Source organism: Colwellia sp. (assembly GCF_013214175.1).
GTDB lineage: Bacteria > Pseudomonadota > Gammaproteobacteria > Enterobacterales > Alteromonadaceae > Colwellia.
On sequence record NZ_JABSPA010000005.1, the window covers coordinates 140,618 to 159,435 of the forward strand.

Annotated in this window: 19 protein-coding genes and 1 riboswitch; of the genes, 13 read left to right on the top strand and 6 right to left on the bottom strand. The window is 40.0% G+C overall.

What is annotated here, in order from left to right:
* Positions 1-23: 23 nt before the first annotated feature.
* Positions 24-121, bottom strand: a riboswitch (TPP riboswitch).
* 182 nt (positions 122-303) lie between these two features.
* The 12 genes from HRT55_RS13475 to HRT55_RS13530 all read left to right on the top strand — a co-directional run bounded on the left by HRT55_RS13475 (position 304) and on the right by HRT55_RS13530 (position 12,047).
* Positions 304-891 carry a HutD family protein gene (locus tag HRT55_RS13475; RefSeq protein ID WP_291622064.1) on the top strand — a complete coding sequence of 196 codons (588 nt, stop codon included), beginning with the start codon at positions 304-306 and terminating at the stop codon, positions 889-891.
* 107 nt (positions 892-998) lie between these two features.
* Positions 999-1,658, top strand: coding sequence for a lysoplasmalogenase (locus HRT55_RS13480; RefSeq protein WP_291622066.1), 660 nt, complete (start codon positions 999-1,001; stop codon positions 1,656-1,658).
* A gap of 145 nt (positions 1,659-1,803) precedes the next feature.
* The gene (lexA, locus tag HRT55_RS13485; RefSeq protein WP_291622355.1) at positions 1,804-2,418 is read left to right on the top strand and encodes a transcriptional repressor LexA; all 615 of its coding nucleotides are present in this window, start codon (positions 1,804-1,806) and stop codon (positions 2,416-2,418) included.
* Between the two features lie 671 nt (positions 2,419-3,089).
* Complete coding sequence (gene coxB / locus HRT55_RS13490; protein WP_291622357.1) at positions 3,090-4,595, top strand: cytochrome c oxidase subunit II; 1,506 nt, start codon at positions 3,090-3,092, stop codon at positions 4,593-4,595.
* Between the two features lie 81 nt (positions 4,596-4,676).
* Positions 4,677-6,242 carry a cytochrome c oxidase subunit I gene (gene ctaD, locus HRT55_RS13495; RefSeq protein ID WP_291622359.1) on the top strand — a complete coding sequence of 522 codons (1,566 nt, stop codon included), beginning with the start codon at positions 4,677-4,679 and terminating at the stop codon, positions 6,240-6,242.
* Between the two features lie 5 nt (positions 6,243-6,247).
* Positions 6,248-6,859, top strand: a complete 612-nt coding sequence (locus tag HRT55_RS13500) for a cytochrome c oxidase assembly protein (protein ID WP_291622068.1) — start codon at positions 6,248-6,250, stop codon at positions 6,857-6,859.
* A 23-nt stretch (positions 6,860-6,882) separates the two neighbouring features.
* Complete coding sequence (locus tag HRT55_RS13505) at positions 6,883-7,767, top strand: cytochrome c oxidase subunit 3 (RefSeq protein WP_291622070.1); 885 nt, start codon at positions 6,883-6,885, stop codon at positions 7,765-7,767.
* Positions 7,768-7,778: 11 nt separating this feature from the next.
* A complete protein-coding gene (locus tag HRT55_RS13510) occupies positions 7,779-8,693 on the top strand; it encodes an SURF1 family protein (RefSeq protein WP_291622072.1) in 915 nt (304 codons plus the stop codon).
* Positions 8,686-9,273: a hypothetical protein gene (locus HRT55_RS13515; RefSeq protein WP_291622074.1), complete on the top strand. Its 588-nt coding sequence runs from the start codon at positions 8,686-8,688 to the stop codon at positions 9,271-9,273. Before HRT55_RS13510 ends, HRT55_RS13515 begins: the two co-directional genes overlap by 8 nt.
* Before the next feature lie 4 nt (positions 9,274-9,277).
* Positions 9,278-10,339 (top strand): heme A synthase, encoded by a 1,062-nt coding sequence (locus tag HRT55_RS13520; RefSeq protein WP_291622075.1) that lies wholly within the window; start codon positions 9,278-9,280, stop codon positions 10,337-10,339.
* Positions 10,340-10,367: 28 nt separating this feature from the next.
* Positions 10,368-11,288: a heme o synthase gene (gene cyoE / locus HRT55_RS13525; RefSeq protein WP_291622362.1), complete on the top strand. Its 921-nt coding sequence runs from the start codon at positions 10,368-10,370 to the stop codon at positions 11,286-11,288.
* Positions 11,289-11,384: 96 nt separating this feature from the next.
* Positions 11,385-12,047 (top strand): SCO family protein, encoded by a 663-nt coding sequence (locus tag HRT55_RS13530; protein ID WP_291622076.1) that lies wholly within the window; start codon positions 11,385-11,387, stop codon positions 12,045-12,047.
* A 41-nt stretch (positions 12,048-12,088) separates the two neighbouring features.
* On the opposite strand, the gene HRT55_RS13535 is transcribed toward HRT55_RS13530, so the two are convergent.
* The 5 genes from HRT55_RS13535 to nfuA form a co-directional block, all read right to left on the bottom strand.
* Positions 12,089-13,162 (bottom strand): polysaccharide deacetylase family protein, encoded by a 1,074-nt coding sequence (locus tag HRT55_RS13535; RefSeq protein WP_291622078.1) that lies wholly within the window; start codon positions 13,160-13,162, stop codon positions 12,089-12,091.
* Between the two features lie 293 nt (positions 13,163-13,455).
* Positions 13,456-13,728 (bottom strand): hypothetical protein, encoded by a 273-nt coding sequence (locus HRT55_RS13540; protein ID WP_291622079.1) that lies wholly within the window; start codon positions 13,726-13,728, stop codon positions 13,456-13,458.
* Positions 13,729-13,835: 107 nt separating this feature from the next.
* Positions 13,836-14,204, bottom strand: coding sequence for a VanZ family protein (locus tag HRT55_RS13545; RefSeq protein ID WP_291622080.1), 369 nt, complete (start codon positions 14,202-14,204; stop codon positions 13,836-13,838).
* A gap of 89 nt (positions 14,205-14,293) precedes the next feature.
* Complete coding sequence (locus HRT55_RS13550) at positions 14,294-14,563, bottom strand: hypothetical protein (protein WP_291622081.1); 270 nt, start codon at positions 14,561-14,563, stop codon at positions 14,294-14,296.
* A gap of 39 nt (positions 14,564-14,602) precedes the next feature.
* Positions 14,603-15,181, bottom strand: coding sequence for a Fe-S biogenesis protein NfuA (nfuA, locus tag HRT55_RS13555; protein ID WP_291612854.1), 579 nt, complete (start codon positions 15,179-15,181; stop codon positions 14,603-14,605).
* A 173-nt stretch (positions 15,182-15,354) separates the two neighbouring features.
* Between nfuA and HRT55_RS13560 the strand changes: the two genes are divergently transcribed.
* Complete coding sequence (locus tag HRT55_RS13560) at positions 15,355-17,931, top strand: M14 family metallopeptidase (RefSeq protein ID WP_291622082.1); 2,577 nt, start codon at positions 15,355-15,357, stop codon at positions 17,929-17,931.
* Between the two features lie 53 nt (positions 17,932-17,984).
* On the opposite strand, the gene HRT55_RS13565 is transcribed toward HRT55_RS13560, so the two are convergent.
* Entirely contained in the window at positions 17,985-18,749 is a 765-nt protein-coding gene (locus HRT55_RS13565; RefSeq protein ID WP_291622083.1) for a ComF family protein, read from the bottom strand.
* Positions 18,750-18,818: the final 69 nt, after the last annotated feature.

Below are 18,818 nucleotides of genomic sequence, written 5' to 3' on the forward strand. Positions count from 1 at the left end.
GAAAAAATTAAGGTTACAGGACTTAATCACTCTCTCTTGTTTCCTACGCAGATATTAATCTGATCAGGTTTTACGGATCCCGCTTTCGCGATCTCAGCCTTTGGCACTCCGACAAGTGTGCGCTTACCAATATTCTTAAAAACTAGGTAAGCGCGGCTAGATTCTAACGTGAGCTTAGCGGATAGTGCAAGCGCTAAAATAATAAACACGACAAAGCAGACCACTGACAAAGCAGAGTAAAAATAACCATTGCCAATATGAGTGAGCAAGGTAATATGAGCAAAAATTTACGATGAAGCCCTTATGTTAACTATATTATCTGCTGAAAACTTTAAAACTATTCCATGGAAAAATGGCTTAGGCCACACCACTGAATTAGCCATTAGCGATGGCGGTAATTTAGATGATTTTGCTTGGCGATTAAGTATCGCCAGCGTAGTAAATGACGGCGACTTTTCAAATTTTTCCGGCTATCAACGTAATTTAGTCTTAATAGAAGGCGAAGGTTTAACACTAGATCACCGCAATGGCGATGTTGATAAACTAACGAAATCACTGGATATCGCCCACTTTGATGGCGCCAGCAATACTTATGGCGCGCTAATCAATGGTGGTATTAAAGACTTTAATATTATGACCAAGCAGGGTCATTTTTCTGCGCAAGTTGATACCTATACGACTAATGAAAAAGTAATGTTATCAGCCAAAGCGAGCACCTTAATATTCGCTTATAGCTTATCGGCAGCAATGACTTTTGAGCAGAGTAACAATAAAACTGATGTTGCCCAGGGGGCTTTAGCTCGCATTGAAAACCAAGCCAGTGACAAGCCAGCAGATATTTCACTTACCGGTGAAAATATGATAATAATTCAGCTATCTAAGTTAAAATAAGCAAGTTAGAGTAAAGCGGTGAGTATGCGCAAGTAAATTAATACTTAAGCAACCCTGACAGCAATATCCTTAACAAAAAAACAAGTTACATATAAGGTAAAATGGCAGTGAATAAAAATAACACCCTAGTATTTATCACCTTAGCCATTAGCTTTATTTTATCAACACTATTAAAGCCGTATCCATTTAGTTGGGCAGTAAAAATGCTGCCTATATTCTTGCTTATTGCTATTACTTGGCAGCACAGTAAGCAGCTTATCGTCCAACAGAAATCAACTAGCGTTAGGTTTTTTATCTTTGGTTTATTGTTTTCTAGCTGCGGTGATTTTCTACTAGATTACAACCAACAGGATTGGTTTATTTTCGGCTTAGCGGCTTTTTTTATTGCCCATCTTTGTTATTTAATTAGCTTAAAACCTTTTAATAATGTCCATATAGCTGATAAGAAACCACTTATTCTCATCACATATATCGGCTTTGGTGCACTGATGTTTATGCTGTTTATTAATGGCTTAGCTGAGTTGTTTATTCCAGTATTGGCTTATATGGTAGTGCTACTGCTTATGGCACTGGCAACAGTATTTAGTCACAGGTCTAATTTATGGCTAGTACTTGGTGGTATTAGCTTTGTACTATCCGATTCATTAATTGGTTTTGATAAATTTAACAGCACTATTGTTCAAAACCAACTTTGGGTAATGGCAACCTATTACTTCGCTCAATTTGCCTTAGTTAAAGGCTACCTGATGTCATTAAAGAAAAATTAGTCAGCTTTTTGTTAGCCATAATCATAAAATCACCTAGACATACTTGCCCTTAAAGTAAAACTTGCCTTTAAAACATTCCTGTATATACTACCAGTAATACTGTGTAAATTTACAGGCTTAAGCTATGATAGATTCAACCACCGAATTGCGCCCGCTGACTAAGCGACAGCAACAAATTTATGATTTAATCAAAGATAAAATCAAAGATACGGGTATGCCACCAACGCGTGCTGAAATCGCCAATTTTTTTGGTTTCAGATCAGCGAATGCCGCCGAAGAACATTTAAAAGCCTTAGCCAAAAAAGGCTATATTGAAATGCTTGCCGGCACCTCTCGTGGCATTCGTTTAGTTGAAGAGTTTTTAGAAAAAGAAGGTATACCACTTATTGGCCGTGTCGCTGCTGGTGAACCTATTTTGGCGCAAGAGCATATCGAAGAGCATTATAAAGTAGATGGTGATTTGTTCCATCCAGCCGCCGATTACCTTTTGCGTGTTAATGGTGAAAGCATGAAAGACATTGGTATTTTAGATGGTGATTTACTTGCTGTGCATCAAACTACTGATGTACAAAATGGCCAAGTAGTTGTTGCCCGCGTTGAAGACGAAGTTACGGTAAAACGTTATAAACGTGAAGGTAATATTGTTTATTTACATGCTGAAAATGAAGAGTTTTCTCCCATTAAAGTCGATCTAACTAACCAAGAGTTCAATATTGAGGGTATTGCCGTGGGCATTATTCGCAGCGGTAGTTGGATGTAAAACCCCAAAAAACAGCCCAAACGAATGTTGCTTAATCAGCAATATACTAAATGCCATAATTACTCTTTTTAATAATAAAATGAGCAGTAATTATGGTTTTTTTATTTCTTCATAGCAGAAAAGCCCGAAATATTTCCATATTCTTTTTTTATCTACGTCCCAAATTTATCAAAGCTACTTACAGCAAAGCTCACACAAACATTAGAGCTATTACTCCATTGAATTAAATGACTTTTTTCTAATTACTTAGCTATATAACATTTGACCTAGATCAAATTTTAGCGTAATTCTAGTAACAGTAACGCATACAAAACGAACATAAAAAGAATAAAAAGACGTCGATGCGCTAATCCTGTCACACTAAATTACTAGTGTCATGTCAGATTACTATTTCACGTCGGTAATAAACCTGAACTCGGTATGGATACCAAACGGTATAAGTTTATTCGCCATCAATCGTTCTACATCGCGAAGCCGTGGCTAAACCGAGATCTTGTTAGTTTATAAAAAAATAAAATAATAAAAAACTACAGATATTCAGTTCAGTGGTTATGAAGTACATTGCTGTACATCTGTTCTCTATGATTATCAAGAGGAGATGCCGTGTGGGGAAACATAAGCTATTTTGGCTAGTGTTGGTAAGCCTGTTTACCAATTCAGCTTGGGCAGAAATGCAGTTAAACCTGACGAAAGGGGTTACTGCCGTTAGCCGAGATGTATATGATTTGCATATGCTAGTGCTGTACATTTGTACCGCCATTGGCGTAATAGTATTTGGCGCTATGTTTTGGTCGATGGCTTTTCATCGAAAATCTAAAGGGGTAAAACCTGCTAACTTTCATGAAAGCACTAAGGTTGAGATATTATGGACGGCAATACCCGTTGTCATCTTAATCGGTATGGCAATACCGGCAACCCACACTTTAATAGCCATGGAAGATAACAGCAATTCTGATGTTACAATTCAAATAACCGGCTCTCAGTGGAAGTGGCATTACAAATATTTTGATCAAGATATCGAATATTACTCGGTACTCTCAACACCACGCGAACAATACCAAAATCAACAAGGCGCTGGCGCCACTAAAGGTGAGAACTACCTTTTGGAAGTTGATAAACCTCTGGTTATTCCCGTCAATAAAAAAGTTCGTTTCTTAATTACCTCTGATGATGTTATCCATGCGTGGTGGGTACCTGCTTTTGCCGTTAAACAAGATGCTAATCCAGGTTTTATTAACGAAGCATGGACTAAGGTCGATGAACCCGGTATTTACCGCGGCCAATGTGCTGAGCTATGTGGTAAAGACCATGGCTTTATGCCGATAGTTGTTGAAGTGAAATCTGAAGCTGATTATGACATTTGGATAAATGAACAGCAGCAACGTAATGCCCAAGCTGCCGAAGCTGAAAGAGCGTCATTAAGTGCTTCACTATCAAAAGAAGAATTGATGCAATTAGGTGAAAGCACTTATACCGCCTATTGCTCGGCATGCCATCAGCCAACAGGCTTAGGTTTACCACCTGCCTTCCCAGCCTTAAAAGGTAGCCCAATAACTACATCAGGTAGTGCTAAAGAACATATTAACATTGTCTTTAACGGTAAAGCGGGTACGGGTATGCAAGGTTATGGTAAGCAATTAAGTATGAAACAAATTGCTGCTGTTGTGACCTACGAGCGTAATGCTTGGGGTAATAATACCGGTGATGTTGTACAAGCATCTGATGTTAAATCTGCTGTTGTCTCTTCTGCTGAAGGTACAACACAAGAGGCCATAACATCCGTAGCAATTGAAACTAACATTGAAGAAACGGTAGAGACGATTGCTGAAGAAGCACCGGTAGAAGATTTAGCTAAAGTGTATAGCCATGATGAATTAATGACAATGGGCGCAAAAGTCTATATGAAAGCTTGTGTTGCTTGTCATCAACCGACAGGTGCAGGCTTACCTCCGGTATTTCCTGCGCTTAAAGGCAGTGTAATTGCAACGGGAGATATCGCTGTTCATTTAGATATGGTGCTGAACGGGAGTAAGAAAAATGCTGCCATGGCTGCTTTTGCTAGCCAACTAACCAAAACCGAAATAGCTGCTGTTGTAACTTATGAGCGTAATGCTTGGGGAAATAATACCGGTGATTTAGTACAACCTGCAGCTGTTGATGCTGCTAGTGCGAATTAGGGGGATATAAAAATGACTACAGACGTTATAGCACAAGATTCGCACGACGAACATCATGATGACTCACATGAACATGGGAAAATGACCGGAATAAAACGCTGGCTTTATACCACTAACCATAAAGATATCGGCACGCTGTATTTATGGTTTGCCTTTATTATGTTTTTAACTGGCGGTGCCATGGCAATGGTCATTCGTGCTGAGTTATTCCAGCCTGGCTTACAATTAGTTGAACCGGATTTCTTTAACCAATTAACCACAGTCCATGGGCTGATCATGGTATTTGGCGCAATTATGCCAGCCTTCACTGGTTTTGCTAACTGGATGATACCTATGATGATAGGTGCGCCAGATATGGCACTGCCGCGCATGAACAACTGGAGTTTTTGGATACTGCCCTTTGCCTTTGCGATTTTGCTTAGCTCATTCTTTATGGAAAGTGGTGCGCCTAACTTCGGCTGGACTTTCTACGCACCATTATCCACCACCTATTCTAACGGCAGTACTGCATTCTTTGTTTTTGCTGTGCATATCATGGGTATCTCTTCCATTATGGGGGCAATTAATATTGTCGTTACCATAATGAACTTGCGTGCTCCTGGTATGACTTACATGAAAATGCCGCTATTTGTTTGGACCTTTTTCATCACTGCTTACCTGCTTATTGCGGTAATGCCCGTGCTCGCTGGTGTAGTAACCATGTTACTGACCGATACGTATTTTGGTACTAGCTTCTTTGATGCCGCCGGTGGTGGCGACCCGGTTATGTTCCAACATATTTTTTGGTTCTTTGGTCACCCTGAAGTGTATATTATGATTTTGCCGGCTTTTGGTATTGTCTCAACCACTATCCCGGCTTTTTCTCGTAAAAGATTATTTGGCTATAGCTCAATGGTCTACGCCACCTCATCTATTGCCTTACTGTCCTTTATCGTTTGGGCACACCATATGTTTACTACAGGCATGCCGTTATTTGGTGAACTGTTCTTTATGTATTGCACCATGCTTATTGCAGTACCAACAGGGGTAAAAGTCTTTAACTGGGTCGCGACCATGTGGCGCGGTTCATTAAGCTTTGAAACACCTATGCTGTTTTCAATTGCCTTTGTTATTTTATTCACCATAGGCGGCTTCTCCGGTCTGATGCTGGCAATGACGCCGGTTGATTTCCAATACCACGATACTTACTTTGTTGTCGCCCATTTTCACTATGTATTAGTGACTGGTTCATTGTTCTCTATCTATGCGGGTGCTTATTTCTGGCTACCAAAATGGACCGGCCATATGTACAACGACACTTTGAGTAAGTGGCACTTCTGGTGCTCATTAATTTCAGTGAATTTACTGTTTTTCCCAATGCACTTCTTAGGTTTAGCAGGTATGCCCCGCAGGATCCCAGATTATGCGCTGCAATTCGCCGACTTTAATAAGTGGGTTAGTATTGGCGGTTTTGCCTTTGGTTTATCGCAATTGATTTTCTTAGCAGTAGTGATCAAATGTATTCGTGGTGGCGAGAAAGCACCAGCAAAACCTTGGGATGGCGCCATAGGTTTAGAATGGACAGTAGCAAGTCCAGCACCCTACCACACATTTAGCACACCGCCGCCGCAAAAAGACATTGATAATGCCGATCAACATGAGCATTAAGCGATATGAGTACCAATGACGAGCAAGACAACCTAACACCTGACGAGAATACTAACCTTAGTACTGAAGCTAAGACTGCCGTTAGTATTCAAGTCAGTAACAACAGCAAAACGGTAAAGAAATTACTGCTGGTTGTTGTTGCTATGTTTGGCTTTGGCTTTGCGCTGGTACCTTTATATGATGTTTTTTGTGATATTACCGGTTTAAATGGCAAGACTAACGGTACTGCGGTGGCTTATACCGCCACAGGTATTGATAAGTCTCGATTGATAAAAGTGCAGTTTATTACCCGCAATGCCCAAGGCATTCCGTGGAAGTTTGAGCCTGTTATTAATGAGATTACTGTTCACCCAGGTGAAATGAAGTTGGTTTCATTTTATGCAAAAAACAATGCAGCGCATGACATTATTGGTCAAGCCGTACCGTCTGTTTCACCCGGCTTAGCGGCAAATTATTTTCATAAAATTGAATGTTTTTGTTTTACCCAACAGCCGCTTAAAGCTGCAGAAGAAGTTGAAATGACCCTGCAGTTTTATATCGACTTAGAATTACCCGAAGACATCAACACCTTAACTTTATCTTATACCTTGTATGACATAACAGAGAAGTCGTCATAGGGTTCACTGAAAAGGGATAGAAAATGACTAACAAAGAATACGAAAGTTATTATGTACCCAGCCATAGTCACTGGCCAATCATGGGCGCGGTAGCACTATTTATGATCGCCTTTGGTGCGGGTAACTATGTCACTGATTTAGCAAATGAAGAAAGTGGTTACGGTGGCTATCTACTACTCGCAGGCATAGCCCTGATTATTTATATGTTAGTGGGATGGTTTAGTGATGTTATTAATGAGTCGTTAACGGGTAAGTACTCACATCAGATGGATAATTCATTCCGCCAAGGTATGAGTTGGTTTATCTTCTCAGAAGTAATGTTTTTTGTCGCCTTTTTTGGCGCCTTACTCTATTTACGCGTATTTTCAGTGCCTTGGCTTGGCGGTGCCGGCAATAATGTCGAAACTGGCGCGGTACTCTGGCCTGATTTTACCGCAATATGGCCGTTAATAAAAACCCCAGATGGCACCACTACCACGGCTATGGGTTGGTTTGGCTTACCGTTAATTAACACGGTTTTACTGATGACGTCTTCCGTTACTGCCCACTTTGCCCACAGTGCCTTACTTAAAAATAACCGCAAGGGTTTAAAAGCGTGGCTTGGTCTAACCATAATTTTGGGTGTGGCTTTTATCTGTTTTCAAGTTCTAGAATATGCGCACGGCTACTCTGAAGAAATGCGTCTATTTCTAGATAGCGGTGTCTATGGCAATACTTTTTACTTATTGACTGGCTTTCACGGCATGCATGTCACCTTGGGTTGTATCATGTTGATAATAATGTGGTTAAGAGTATTAAAAGGCCACTTTACCCCAGATAACCATTTTGCTTTTCAAGCAGCAAGTTGGTATTGGCATTTTGTCGATGTGGTTTGGGTCATGCTATTTGTTTTTGTCTATATCTTATAAGGTCTGACTTTTTGCAGTATGTTGATAAACAAAAAAAAGTATTAGCTAATTCATTAGTAAGCAACGCCCTTTGGACTTTCCTCTGGTTAGCGCTAACGCTTATTGTTTTTGTCTGTTTGGTTAAATTATCTATTTGGCAGTATAACCGCGGTTTTGAGAAAGAACTGCGTACTGCCCGTATTACCCAATTGAATCAACAATCACCGCTTACACTTAATGAAATAGTTAAACTTTCAAAGGAAGAGCAGTTTATCGGTAAAGAAAGTATTAACGATTTTCCCGTCACAATTACCGGCCAGTTTAATGAAAAATATATCTTTTTACTCGACAATCAAGTGGAAAAGTATTCTTTAGGCTACCGGGTATTACAAGTTGTAGAAACGCCAACTCATGCTGTACTAGTCAATTTAGGCTGGGTACAAGGTTCAATAGATCGCAGCATACTCCCTGAGGTAAGCCCTTTGCATGGACAATATAAATTTCAAGGACATGTACGCATTGTCGAACAAGGCATAATGCTTACGGAGCAAGACTTCACTAAAGCCAGTTGGCCATTGCGGGTACAACAAATAGAGTTAGATAAATTCGCTACCCTTATTAACAAGCCACTTTTACCCTTTGTTATTTATGTAGACCCAGCAGAAACCCTTGGTCATAAAAAAAACTGGCACCCTATAGTGATGCCCGCAGAAAAACATTTCGGTTACGCTTTCCAATGGGCTACGTTAGCGATCGCTTGGCTAATATTGATGATTAGCTTACGCATAAAAACACATAAATCTACCCGTAGTCAGCAGTCAAAATCAGCTGCATCATTACCCGACAGGCAAGCGACTAACATTGACACTCATGCGGATACTGACAATAAGACTCTCACTAATTCTCTCAATAATATGAACAAGATTAAGGCGATAAAACATGGCTAAATCCATTTCTCCCAGCGATGCAAACAATAGTTCAAATAAGAGCAATCGCCGCAGCTTACTCTTGCTAATAACGGTTTTTATATTGCCGATATTATTAGCAAAATTGGCCTTAGAAAACCAATGGCTAGACTTAGGGGTAACTAACCAAGGTGAGTTATTAACTCAACAGTTAACACTGACTGATCTAGGAATGAATGAACAAGAGTTTGCCCAACAGTGGCTTATTATTTATCGACTGCCGAGCCAGTGTCCCGATATGTGTTTGCACAGTATTGAAACCGTGCACAACAGTTATGTTGCCTTAGGAAAAGATATGCCTAGGGTCACACCAGTATTACTGAAAGAAAATATTTTTTCAGCCCAACAAAATAAACAACTGACCAAGAGCCAATGGCAGATACTTGCCTTAACCCCGCAAATGAAAAACTTACTGCAAGGACCACAAGTACTCATTGCCGACCCTTTAGGCAACATTATTTTAAGTCATCAGTTGCCAGAGCAAGAGCAGCAACAAACGTCATTGGGTAAGGCCATTATTGCTGATATGAAAAAACTTTTGAAATATTCTAAGGTGGGTTAACTAAATGACCGAACACAGTAGCAATACCCAAACACTACGTCGTTTAGTGCTAACAAGTTTACTATTAGCCATTGTTGTTATTGGCCTAGGGGCTTATACCCGTTTAACCCATGCCGGCTTAGGCTGCCCAGACTGGCCAACCTGTTATGGCTTGCTTGATGTGCCAGAAACGAGTCAACAAATTGCTGCAGCGGAACAAGCTTATCCCCAAAGACCTGTAGAACCCGCTAAAGCCTGGAATGAAATGATCCACCGCTATTTCGCTGGCAGTCTGGGCCTACTTATTGCCGCTATTGCTTTCTTTTCAATTAAATTACGCTTTTCAAAACAATCCAGCGTTAGGTATCCGGTAATTCTGCCACTGTTTATTTTATGTATTGTTATCTTTCAAGCCGCGCTAGGTATGTGGACTGTAACCTTGAAATTAATGCCTGTGGTGGTGATGGCGCACTTACTCGGCGGTTTCACTACGCTATGTTTGCTATTTTTATTATATTTGCGCATTAAAGCCAAAGGAATCAATGCTCAAGGAGCAAACTTAGTTGATTGGCAGCTTAAAAAGTACAGTAGCTATGCACTACTGGGCATTACTATTTTAACGGCGCAGATTGCCCTCGGCGGTTGGACCTCTTCCAACTATGCAGCAATGAGCTGTGTTGAATTACCTATATGTCAGGGGAACTGGCTCGGAAATTTAACTTTTGAGCAGTCCTTTGACTTAATTCCCCCCAAACAAGAAAGCTATGAGTTTGGTCACCTAGCCCATAATGAACGCGTAACCATTCATGTTAGTCATAGATTAGGCGCTATGGTTACCGGAATTTTTCTCGCTTGGTTAGCCATTATGGTTTTTCTAAAAGCCAGGAATCATGCAATAAAAAGTGCCGCTGTTGTGCTGATGAGTTTACTAATTATCCAGATCAGTTTGGGAATTAGTAATATTTGGTTTTCTCTGCCACTTAAAGTTGCGGTAGCGCACAACTTAGTAGCCGCCTGTTTAATGCTGAGCCTGATCGCCTTAGCGTATAAGTTAAGACAAAATTCCAAGGAGTCGTTTTATGAGTAAAGCCATCAATAAATCAATGAGTAGTGCTATGCCAGAGTTAATTGCTGACAACAATAATCATTTTTCCATCAGTCATATTTTTACCAATTGGCGTGCTTATTACGATATAACCAAACCTAAGGTCGTCGCCTTGCTGGTACTGACAGCACTCGTTGGTATGAGTTTATCGGTTCCTGGCGGTTTACCTTGGCAACTATTATTCCCAGCAATGTTAGGTATTGCTTTGCTCTCTTCTGCGGCGGCAGCTATCAATCATATTGTTGATGAGAAAATTGATACCATTATGGGGCGAACGCATAACAGGCCTTTACCTGAAGGTAGAATTACTGTCACCAATGCCATTGTTTTTGCCATTAGCATAGCCGTACTTGGTTTTATTATTCTTTATGCCTTGGTCAATCCTCTAACTGCATTTTTGACCTTAGCAGGTTTAGTGGGCTACAGCTTTATCTATACCATGTATTTAAAGCGGGCTACGCCGCAAAACATTACTATCGGCGGTTTAGCCGGTGCAATCCCGCCCTTACTAGGTTGGACAGCAATGACCAATGAAGTTGCCCCTAACGCCTTATTATTAGTATTAATTATTTTCACTTGGACACCGCCACACTTTTGGGCATTAGCTATCCATCGTAAAAATGACTATGCCAAAGTGAATATTCCCATGTTGCCGGTAACCCATGGTGTCAGCTTCACTAAAACACAAATATTGCTCTATACCGTATTACTCTTTGTGGTTTGTTTATTACCTTACTTAGTGGGTATGAGTAATTGGCTGTACTTAATAGGGGCTTGTAGCTTAAATTTGATCTTTTTTGGCTATGCTTGGCAGCTTAAGTTTCATGCTAAAGAGGGCACAGCTATGGCAACATTTAAATTCTCCATAGTGCATTTAATGCTGCTGTTTATTATTTTGCTGGTCGATCATTATTGGCTGCCAATGAGTTAGCTGCATCCCTTTAACAGTAAATCTTAGCCGCGATAACTTATAGCGACAGCTTGGTACCAGTACCCTAGTCAAAATGTAAAAAAATACAGGATTTCAATGAAGAAAATTATCTATGGAATTATTGCCTTACTCTCCATCAGTGCCGGTGCGGTTGGTTTTCATCTCATTAAGCAAACAAAGCAACTGCCACCTGCCGAATATGCTTTGCATTATCAGCAAGCACGGCCAATAGCTGCGTTTACCTTAACCGATGAGTTAGGACAGTCTTTTAATAACAGCCAGTTACTCGATAAATGGTCACTGGTTTTCTTCGGTTATACTTCTTGCCCAGATGTTTGCCCAATCACCTTGCAAAACCTCAATTTCATTTATGACGAGCTAACCACTATTGCCAGCAATAGCCAAGTGCTATTAGTATCCGTTGACCCTAAAAGAGATACCACTGAAAAGCTCGCGCAATACATTGGCTATTTTAATAAAGACTTTAAAGCGCTGCGCGCAGAGCACGATGTGCTTTTTCCGTTTGCTCGTAATTTAGGCATGATGTATGCGATTACTAGTAAAGAAGTTAGTAAAGAGAATGCTGAGGGAGCAGATGAAAGCTACTGGGTTGATCACAGTTCATCACTGGTACTAATTAACCCTGCAGGAAAAGTCGCCGCAATATTTAAGCCTGAACAAGAAGTTGGTGCAGTGCCAATTATTGATAATGAAAAGTTATTAAGCGACTACCAAAAGATAGTCGCGCTATATCAGTAATGGTGAATATATTAATCGCGATGCATAAATAATATGCCCGCTTATAAGTGATACCAGCTGCCGTCAGCCTTTAAGATAAACCATGGCTTAGAATACCAGTAGTAACGCCCTGGCTTACTAATACTTGCTGCCGTGCAGTTGGCTCTAACTCTGCCTACGGGTAGGTCTTTGCTAAAATTAATACTAAAACTACTGTCATCATGCCAAGTGATTTTTTGTTTGCCTAAACCAGAAATATAGCAATTGAGCGCTGATTTATAAAAATCTCCAGTCTCGATATTAAAGGTTATACTTTTCGCTTCTTGGTATTTAAAAATTGTTTCGGCTTGCTCACCTTCTAAACGAATATTAAACGCCAATGAGTTTAACTTATCCCGTAAACCAGAAATTTTATCGTAAGGTTTTGATGCAGGAAAACGTGGCACACTGGTTAAGTCTGTTGATAAATCGATAGCCCCTGATTGTTGAGAAAAAGCGACAAAATCATTGGCTTTCGCCCAGGCTTGCACTGCCTTATCATATTCACCGTAAGGGTAAGCATAATATCGCCAGCTTTGGCCAGTATGATCTTTGATAATAGTTTCGGCTTTTAATAATAATTCGGTTTGTTTAGTCAACCATTGTGCTTGCGTTAAACCGTCGGTAATACGCGCCATTGAATCATGTTCATAACCATGATTGGCAATAATCACACCTTCATCGGAAAGTGATTTTAGTTGAATCCATGATAAATAAGGTGAAGCATTATTGCTTTCATGGCGATTGATAATGCCTGGATTGACATAAATGGTATACGGAAAGCCAAACTTATTTAAGATGGGTTTTGCCTGTGTCATAACATCAATATAAGCATCGTCAAAGGTAATGGCGACGCTTTTATCCGGTAAAGGCTGCTGCTTTTTGATAGCTTCAATTAACTCTGATAAGGGCACTACCTTAAAATTATTATCTTTAAGGTACTGTAAATGCACTGCAAATTGCTTTGGTGAAATACTAGTGCTTGCCGGTGTGCTATCACTAACATGATGATATTGTAAAATAACCGCGGCATGACTGTTGAGCACAACGCCCAATAATAATGAAACTGAAAATAGTGTCCGCAATATATATTTCATGGTATATACCCTTAAAAATCAGAAGAGATAAGTCTTTATCTGTAAACCACTAGCACTTTAGGGTATTTCTTTGTCTAACACTAGCCATTTAGGCCAACACAAATGCTTATTTTACTTAGCGTTACCGATGATTTTATCAAATATAACCGTACCTTTACTCGGTTTAGTCACTACGGGTTAAGTGCGCAATCATGGCTTATGGGCTGCTTTTCAAGTTTTATGCTGGTCAGAGGGGTGACCCTAGCATGTCACTTTCATTGCTATCGACGAGAAAGTGCTTGAGCGCATTTTTGTTAATTGAGTTTGTCCGGTGCCGGTTTTAAATTGGGGATGCTAGTGCCACCCATAGCTTGGCAAACAACACCAACAGCAAAACAAAAAAAGGTAGTGGCACCCAGAGCGGCTTTAATATCTGCGGCAACGTCATTGCCATAAACTAGAATTGCCACTACTCCAATAGCAGCTAAAGCAAAACTAGTCTTGGCAATAATTGCAGAGATTTTTTGCCATAGCCGCTTGGGTGGGTGTACGACAGGAAGATGGTGAGCTGGAGTTTCTTTTGACATAAGGTAACTGACTTGATTGGCTTAAAGTGGCATGATTTTAACATGCCACTATCTGTCAAACTTGATGCCGGTCAACGATTAATCAATCACTTACCAGCCTGGTGAAATTATATATTACTCGGCGTATTCTGAAAAAAGTATTCAAGAATTTTTGCCAGGATAATGCCGCAAGCTAGACCTGCAACATTGGCGGCCATATCAAGCCATTCGCCATAACGATTAACATACGGCTGAATCAATTCAATGGCACCACTAAAAGCAGCAAACCCTAGCGCAATCCAGAGCCAGTGTTTAGGCTTTCGAAGCGCAACCGGCAACATTAATGCGCCATAAGAAATAAAGTGATGAGTTTTGTCACTTCCTGGAACTTTCGGTAAATATTCTGCTGGCCATAAAGACAACGTGGCAATCGCAGTTAGTAAAAAAACCGTAATGAACAGCCAGTAGTGTTTAATTAAATTGAGTATAAATGTCATTGAATTACTGCATTCACCCTAGCGGGTATTGTAAAGAGGTGAGTTATACCAATTCCAAGTAGGAACTAACTTAATGGAGTTGGTATTAGTTATGGGTTGTTATTAGTGCTTATTTTTTGGTTAGGTCTAGTACGGTAAATGATATTTAACCAGCGATTAGCAAATATACCGAGGTAACCCCAAGCGGCAATTAAACAAGCAAGAGCTAAAATGATCACACCCATGATTTGCCATAGGTGGTGATGGAAATAACCTAAGGCAACGAACAACAAGCCGATAACAAAAAGGCCAAGTCCATATAAGAACAGGGTTAAACTGCGCTGGGGATCTTGGCCTAGTTTTTCTAATAGCTTAATCATATCTACTTAGTCATATTATCTGAGTAATATAAACTAGGTTTAGTAATATGAATGATCGCCGCGTTCATGCTCAGTTGCATCTTTAACGCCTTTAATTTCATCACCCATTAAATCAACTAATTGCTTTTCAATACCATCTTTTACTGTCACGTCAATTTGTGCACAACCATTACAGCCACCGCCAAATTGTAATACCGCATAACCGTCGTCAGTAATTTCAACTAAGGTACATTCGCCGCCATGACCCGCTAATTGAGGGTTAACTTCCGCTTGTAGAAAGTAATGCACACGTTCAAATAGTGACGCATCATCAGCAACTTTACGTAGCTTAGCGTTAGGCGCTTTCAAAGTAAGCTGTGAGCCCATTTGATCAGTAGTAAAATCAATTTCAGCGTCTTCTAAAAAGCCTTTACTGTCGGCATCAACCATAGCTGAAAAGCCGTCAAAAGGAATTTCAATATCGTCAGACTCTATCGCGTCAGGTGGGCAGTATGAAACGCCACACTCAGCTTTCGCTGTACCTGGATTGACGACAAAAACACGAATACGGGTACCTTCAGCTTGTTGCGAAAGTAAATTAATAAAATGCTTTTGAGCATTTTCTGAAATACTGATCATTATTTTAACTCTCTTTGCTCTCTGATACTTATTCAGTTTTATCCATTAAAAGTGAAAAGTACCTGACTGTTTTACTCAAGTATGTCCATTTTACTCTGCAATTTAGTTATGTGCTAATGATTTTTACGCTTTTGTTTGCTACTTTAGACGAGTCTAATAAAGGGGCCTCCTAGATGTTACTTATACGAATTCTAATTATCTCATTCACCTTACTCTGCTCTATTTGGCTTGATGCCAAGCCAATACAAGACTACTTGCCCGCAGGCAGCCAATTTAATAATGAAATCCCCTTACCCAGCAGCACTTTAGGCTTTGAAATTGGTCAGCGCCATATCAGACATGACCAACTGAGCAGCTACTTCTATACACTAGCCAATAACTCAGCACGGGTGAATATTACCTCTATGGGTAAAACTGCTCAGCAAAGAGAGCAATTACTGGTGACTATTTCTAGTCCTGAAAATCTCGCTAACTTAGTCAATATACTAAGTGAACGCGATTTATTTTCACCGAATAAGCAGCAACTTACTAAGCAAAAATCCGATGAGGTGCCCTTAGTCATTTGGCTAGGTTATAGTGTACATGGTGATGAAATAAGTGGTGCGAATGCTGCCATGATAGTTGCTTATTATTTAGCGGCTAATGACGATGAAAGAATGGCGGAGTTACTTGCCAATACCGTCATCGTATTAGAGCCAAGTATCAACCCCGATGGCATGGACAGATTTGTTAATTGGGTTAGTACTTACCGCAACTCAACTGACAATAGTGACGCTAATCATATGGAGCATCACCAAGGCTGGATTACCGGCCGAACTAATCACTTTTGGTTTGATTTAAATCGCGATTGGTTATTACTTTCTCAACAAGAGAGTCAACACAGATTAAAGTATTTCCATCAGTATCAACCGCATGTTGTTGGTGATTTTCACGAAATGGGCCACAACAGCAGTTACTTTTTTCAACCGGGAATTCAAAGCCGTACTCATCCACTAACGCCAAAGAGAAATGTCGAATTAACCACTACCTTGGCCACCTTTCATGCGGCAGCGTTAGATAAGCAACAGCGCCTTTATTACAGTGAAGAAAATTTTGATGATTTCTACTACGGCAAAGGCTCAACCTACCCAGATATTAATGGCAGTATCGGCGTTTTATTCGAACAAGCCAGTGCTAGGGGGATGCAGCAAGAAAGCATCAATGGTTTACTAACCTTAGAGTTTAGTATTGAAAACCACGTGACCACATCGCTTTCAACCATTAATGGTGCTTGGGAAAATCGTCAGCAATTAAAACGATATCGCAGTGATTTCTACCAGCAAAGTAATAAACTAGCCAAAAAAGAAGACTTTTCCGGTTACTTATTACATGAAAGTAAAGATAACTATCGCCTTAATGCTTTGTTATCAAATCTGACTCAGCATAAAATTAAGGTTTACCCGCTTACTGCTGATTTTGAATTTAAAGATAAAGAATATCAAAAAAGTAACAGCTATTATTTACCCCTTGCTCAACCACAATTCCGCCTGATTCAAGCTTTGTTTAATCGACAAACCAATTTCAATGATAATACCTTTTACGATGTTTCTGGCTGGACTATGCCTTTGGCAATGAACATTGAAGCGGTTCAAGTAAACCGAACACGAGGACTAAAACTGGCCAAACAAGCTTGGTCAATACCCGCTACATTTACACAGAATAGCAAAAACCAATCGGCTTATGGCTATATCTTCGAGTGGCACCACTTTTTGGCGCCAAAATTACTTAATAACCTACTCGCCAATAATATCAAAGCAAGAGTAGCCACTAAGTCTTTTTCTAGTTTAATCAATGGCAAAGAGAAACACTTTAAGGCCGGCAGTATTGTGATCCCAGCAGGTATTCAACAAAATGCAGATTGGCAAGGACTATTAATTGCTGCCAGTAATCATGTAGGCATCCCCTTAGACAGCATTACTACCGGTTTAACAATGAAAGGCGTTGATATTGGTAGTAGTTCATTAAAGCCAATAAAAAAGGCTAAGACGCTGTTGTTGGGTGGTAGTGGTATTTCTCAGTATGAAGCAGGCGAAGTACGCTTTTATCTTGATGAGACACTAAATATCCCGTTATCAATTATTGATCACAGCAAGCTAAGACGCGTTGATTTATCAACTTACAGTCATATTATTCTTGTTGATGGTAATTACCAGCATGTCTCTGAGCATACCGCGAAGCAATTAAAGCAATGGGTCAAGCAAGGTGGCGTGATTATCGGCCAAAAACGCGGGGCGCAATGGTTAGCAAAACAAGAAATATTACGTACTAGATTCTTCACCAAGAAACAGATTAATCAGTTATTTGATCATGACAACCTGAGTTATCAAGATAAGGAAAAACTAGCTAGTCGAAAACGTATTGCCGGCGCTATCTTCCAAGTAGAATTAGATACAAGTCATCCGTTAGCTTATGGTTATCAGCAAAGTTTATTGCCAGTATTTCGTAATAGCAATTTAATTATGGAGCAGCCTCAACAACCGTTTGTAACTTTAGCGCGTTATACCCCATCACCACTGCTAAGTGGTTATACCGACAAGAATTTAGTTAATCGATTAGCACATAACGCCGCCATTGTTGCTCACAACGTCGGTAAAGGTAGGGTCATTGCCACCACAGAGGTGCTCGCCTTTAGAGGTTATTGGCATGGTACTGCTAAACTGCTCGCTAACAGCTTATTTTTCAGTAAAGCTTTTTCAACGCCATATCAGTAAACACTAACCCGAATAAAAATGTGCTTTATTAGAGATAATTTAAAGGTTTAAAACTAGCTAATAGTTTTAGGTAGGGTTAAGCAAACTGTAACTAAGGTTACGGTTTCAACCCCTGCTTGTTTCAATATTTTACTGATCTCACTTACTGTGGTACCCGTAGTAACCACATCATCAATAATTAATACATGCTTGATATCGCTCGCTAAGTTTCGCTGTAATTCAAAGGCATTAGCTAAATTCTTGCGCCTTTGATTACCAGTCTTTCCCATTTGGCTAGTATTATTGGTAATACGCACCACTAACTTTGAGTCGTAAGGCAGCGCTAGCTGCTTAGAAAAACACTTGGCGATAAGGTGTGCTTGGTTATAACCACGCAGCTGCCATTTTTTAACGTGTAACGGCACCGATAGCACCAAATCAACGGGAGCTATAGGGTTATTCTTTGCCATTGATCGCCACTGAGCACAGAGTAAAGCACTAAACAAATGTGCTAGCTCAAAGCGACCTAGATATTTCATTTGCGCCAGCCATTTATTGAAGGGGTAGATATAGGGTGATAAGGCAAAGAGTTGTTCAAAATGAATTTTTGGTAAAGCACGATGAATTGCCGGCCAACTGAGTAAATTACCCGAAACTAGTGTTTGATCAAAATAAGGTAAATCGTTGATACAATCTTGGCAAAGTAAGGCTTGCGGGAGCGAATAACCAAGCAAGTAGCTATCGCTAACGTTTGCACCACACAGATCACAACAGCTAATATTCCTGAGTGTTTTAATATAAAAGCTTTTAAGTTTGCTTAGGTCTAGCTGCCATGTCACCTTGCTTTCCTTTTGCTATCAACTGATATGAGATAAACTAAACCTTTATACCTAATTACGCAGTAGTAA

Excerpts from the sequence above, each read along its gene's own strand:
- HRT55_RS13475 (WP_291622064.1), top strand. The coding sequence starts at position 304 with ATGTTAACTATATTATCTGCTGAAAACTTTAAAACTATTCCATGGAAA.
- coxB (WP_291622357.1), top strand. The coding sequence starts at position 3,090 with ATGCAGTTAAACCTGACGAAAGGGGTTACTGCCGTTAGCCGAGATGTA.
- ctaD (WP_291622359.1), top strand. The coding sequence starts at position 4,677 with ATGACCGGAATAAAACGCTGGCTTTATACCACTAACCATAAAGATATC.
- HRT55_RS13500 (WP_291622068.1), top strand. The coding sequence starts at position 6,248 with ATGAGTACCAATGACGAGCAAGACAACCTAACACCTGACGAGAATACT.
- HRT55_RS13505 (WP_291622070.1), top strand. The coding sequence starts at position 6,883 with ATGACTAACAAAGAATACGAAAGTTATTATGTACCCAGCCATAGTCAC.
- HRT55_RS13515 (WP_291622074.1), top strand. The coding sequence starts at position 8,686 with ATGGCTAAATCCATTTCTCCCAGCGATGCAAACAATAGTTCAAATAAG.
- HRT55_RS13520 (WP_291622075.1), top strand. The coding sequence starts at position 9,278 with ATGACCGAACACAGTAGCAATACCCAAACACTACGTCGTTTAGTGCTA.
- cyoE (WP_291622362.1), top strand. The coding sequence starts at position 10,368 with ATGCCAGAGTTAATTGCTGACAACAATAATCATTTTTCCATCAGTCAT.
- HRT55_RS13530 (WP_291622076.1), top strand. The coding sequence starts at position 11,385 with ATGAAGAAAATTATCTATGGAATTATTGCCTTACTCTCCATCAGTGCC.
- HRT55_RS13535 (WP_291622078.1), bottom strand. The coding sequence starts at position 13,162 with ATGAAATATATATTGCGGACACTATTTTCAGTTTCATTATTATTGGGC.
- HRT55_RS13540 (WP_291622079.1), bottom strand. The coding sequence starts at position 13,728 with ATGTCAAAAGAAACTCCAGCTCACCATCTTCCTGTCGTACACCCACCC.
- HRT55_RS13545 (WP_291622080.1), bottom strand. The coding sequence starts at position 14,204 with ATGACATTTATACTCAATTTAATTAAACACTACTGGCTGTTCATTACG.
- HRT55_RS13550 (WP_291622081.1), bottom strand. The coding sequence starts at position 14,563 with ATGATTAAGCTATTAGAAAAACTAGGCCAAGATCCCCAGCGCAGTTTA.
- nfuA (WP_291612854.1), bottom strand. The coding sequence starts at position 15,181 with ATGATCAGTATTTCAGAAAATGCTCAAAAGCATTTTATTAATTTACTT.
- HRT55_RS13560 (WP_291622082.1), top strand. The coding sequence starts at position 15,355 with ATGTTACTTATACGAATTCTAATTATCTCATTCACCTTACTCTGCTCT.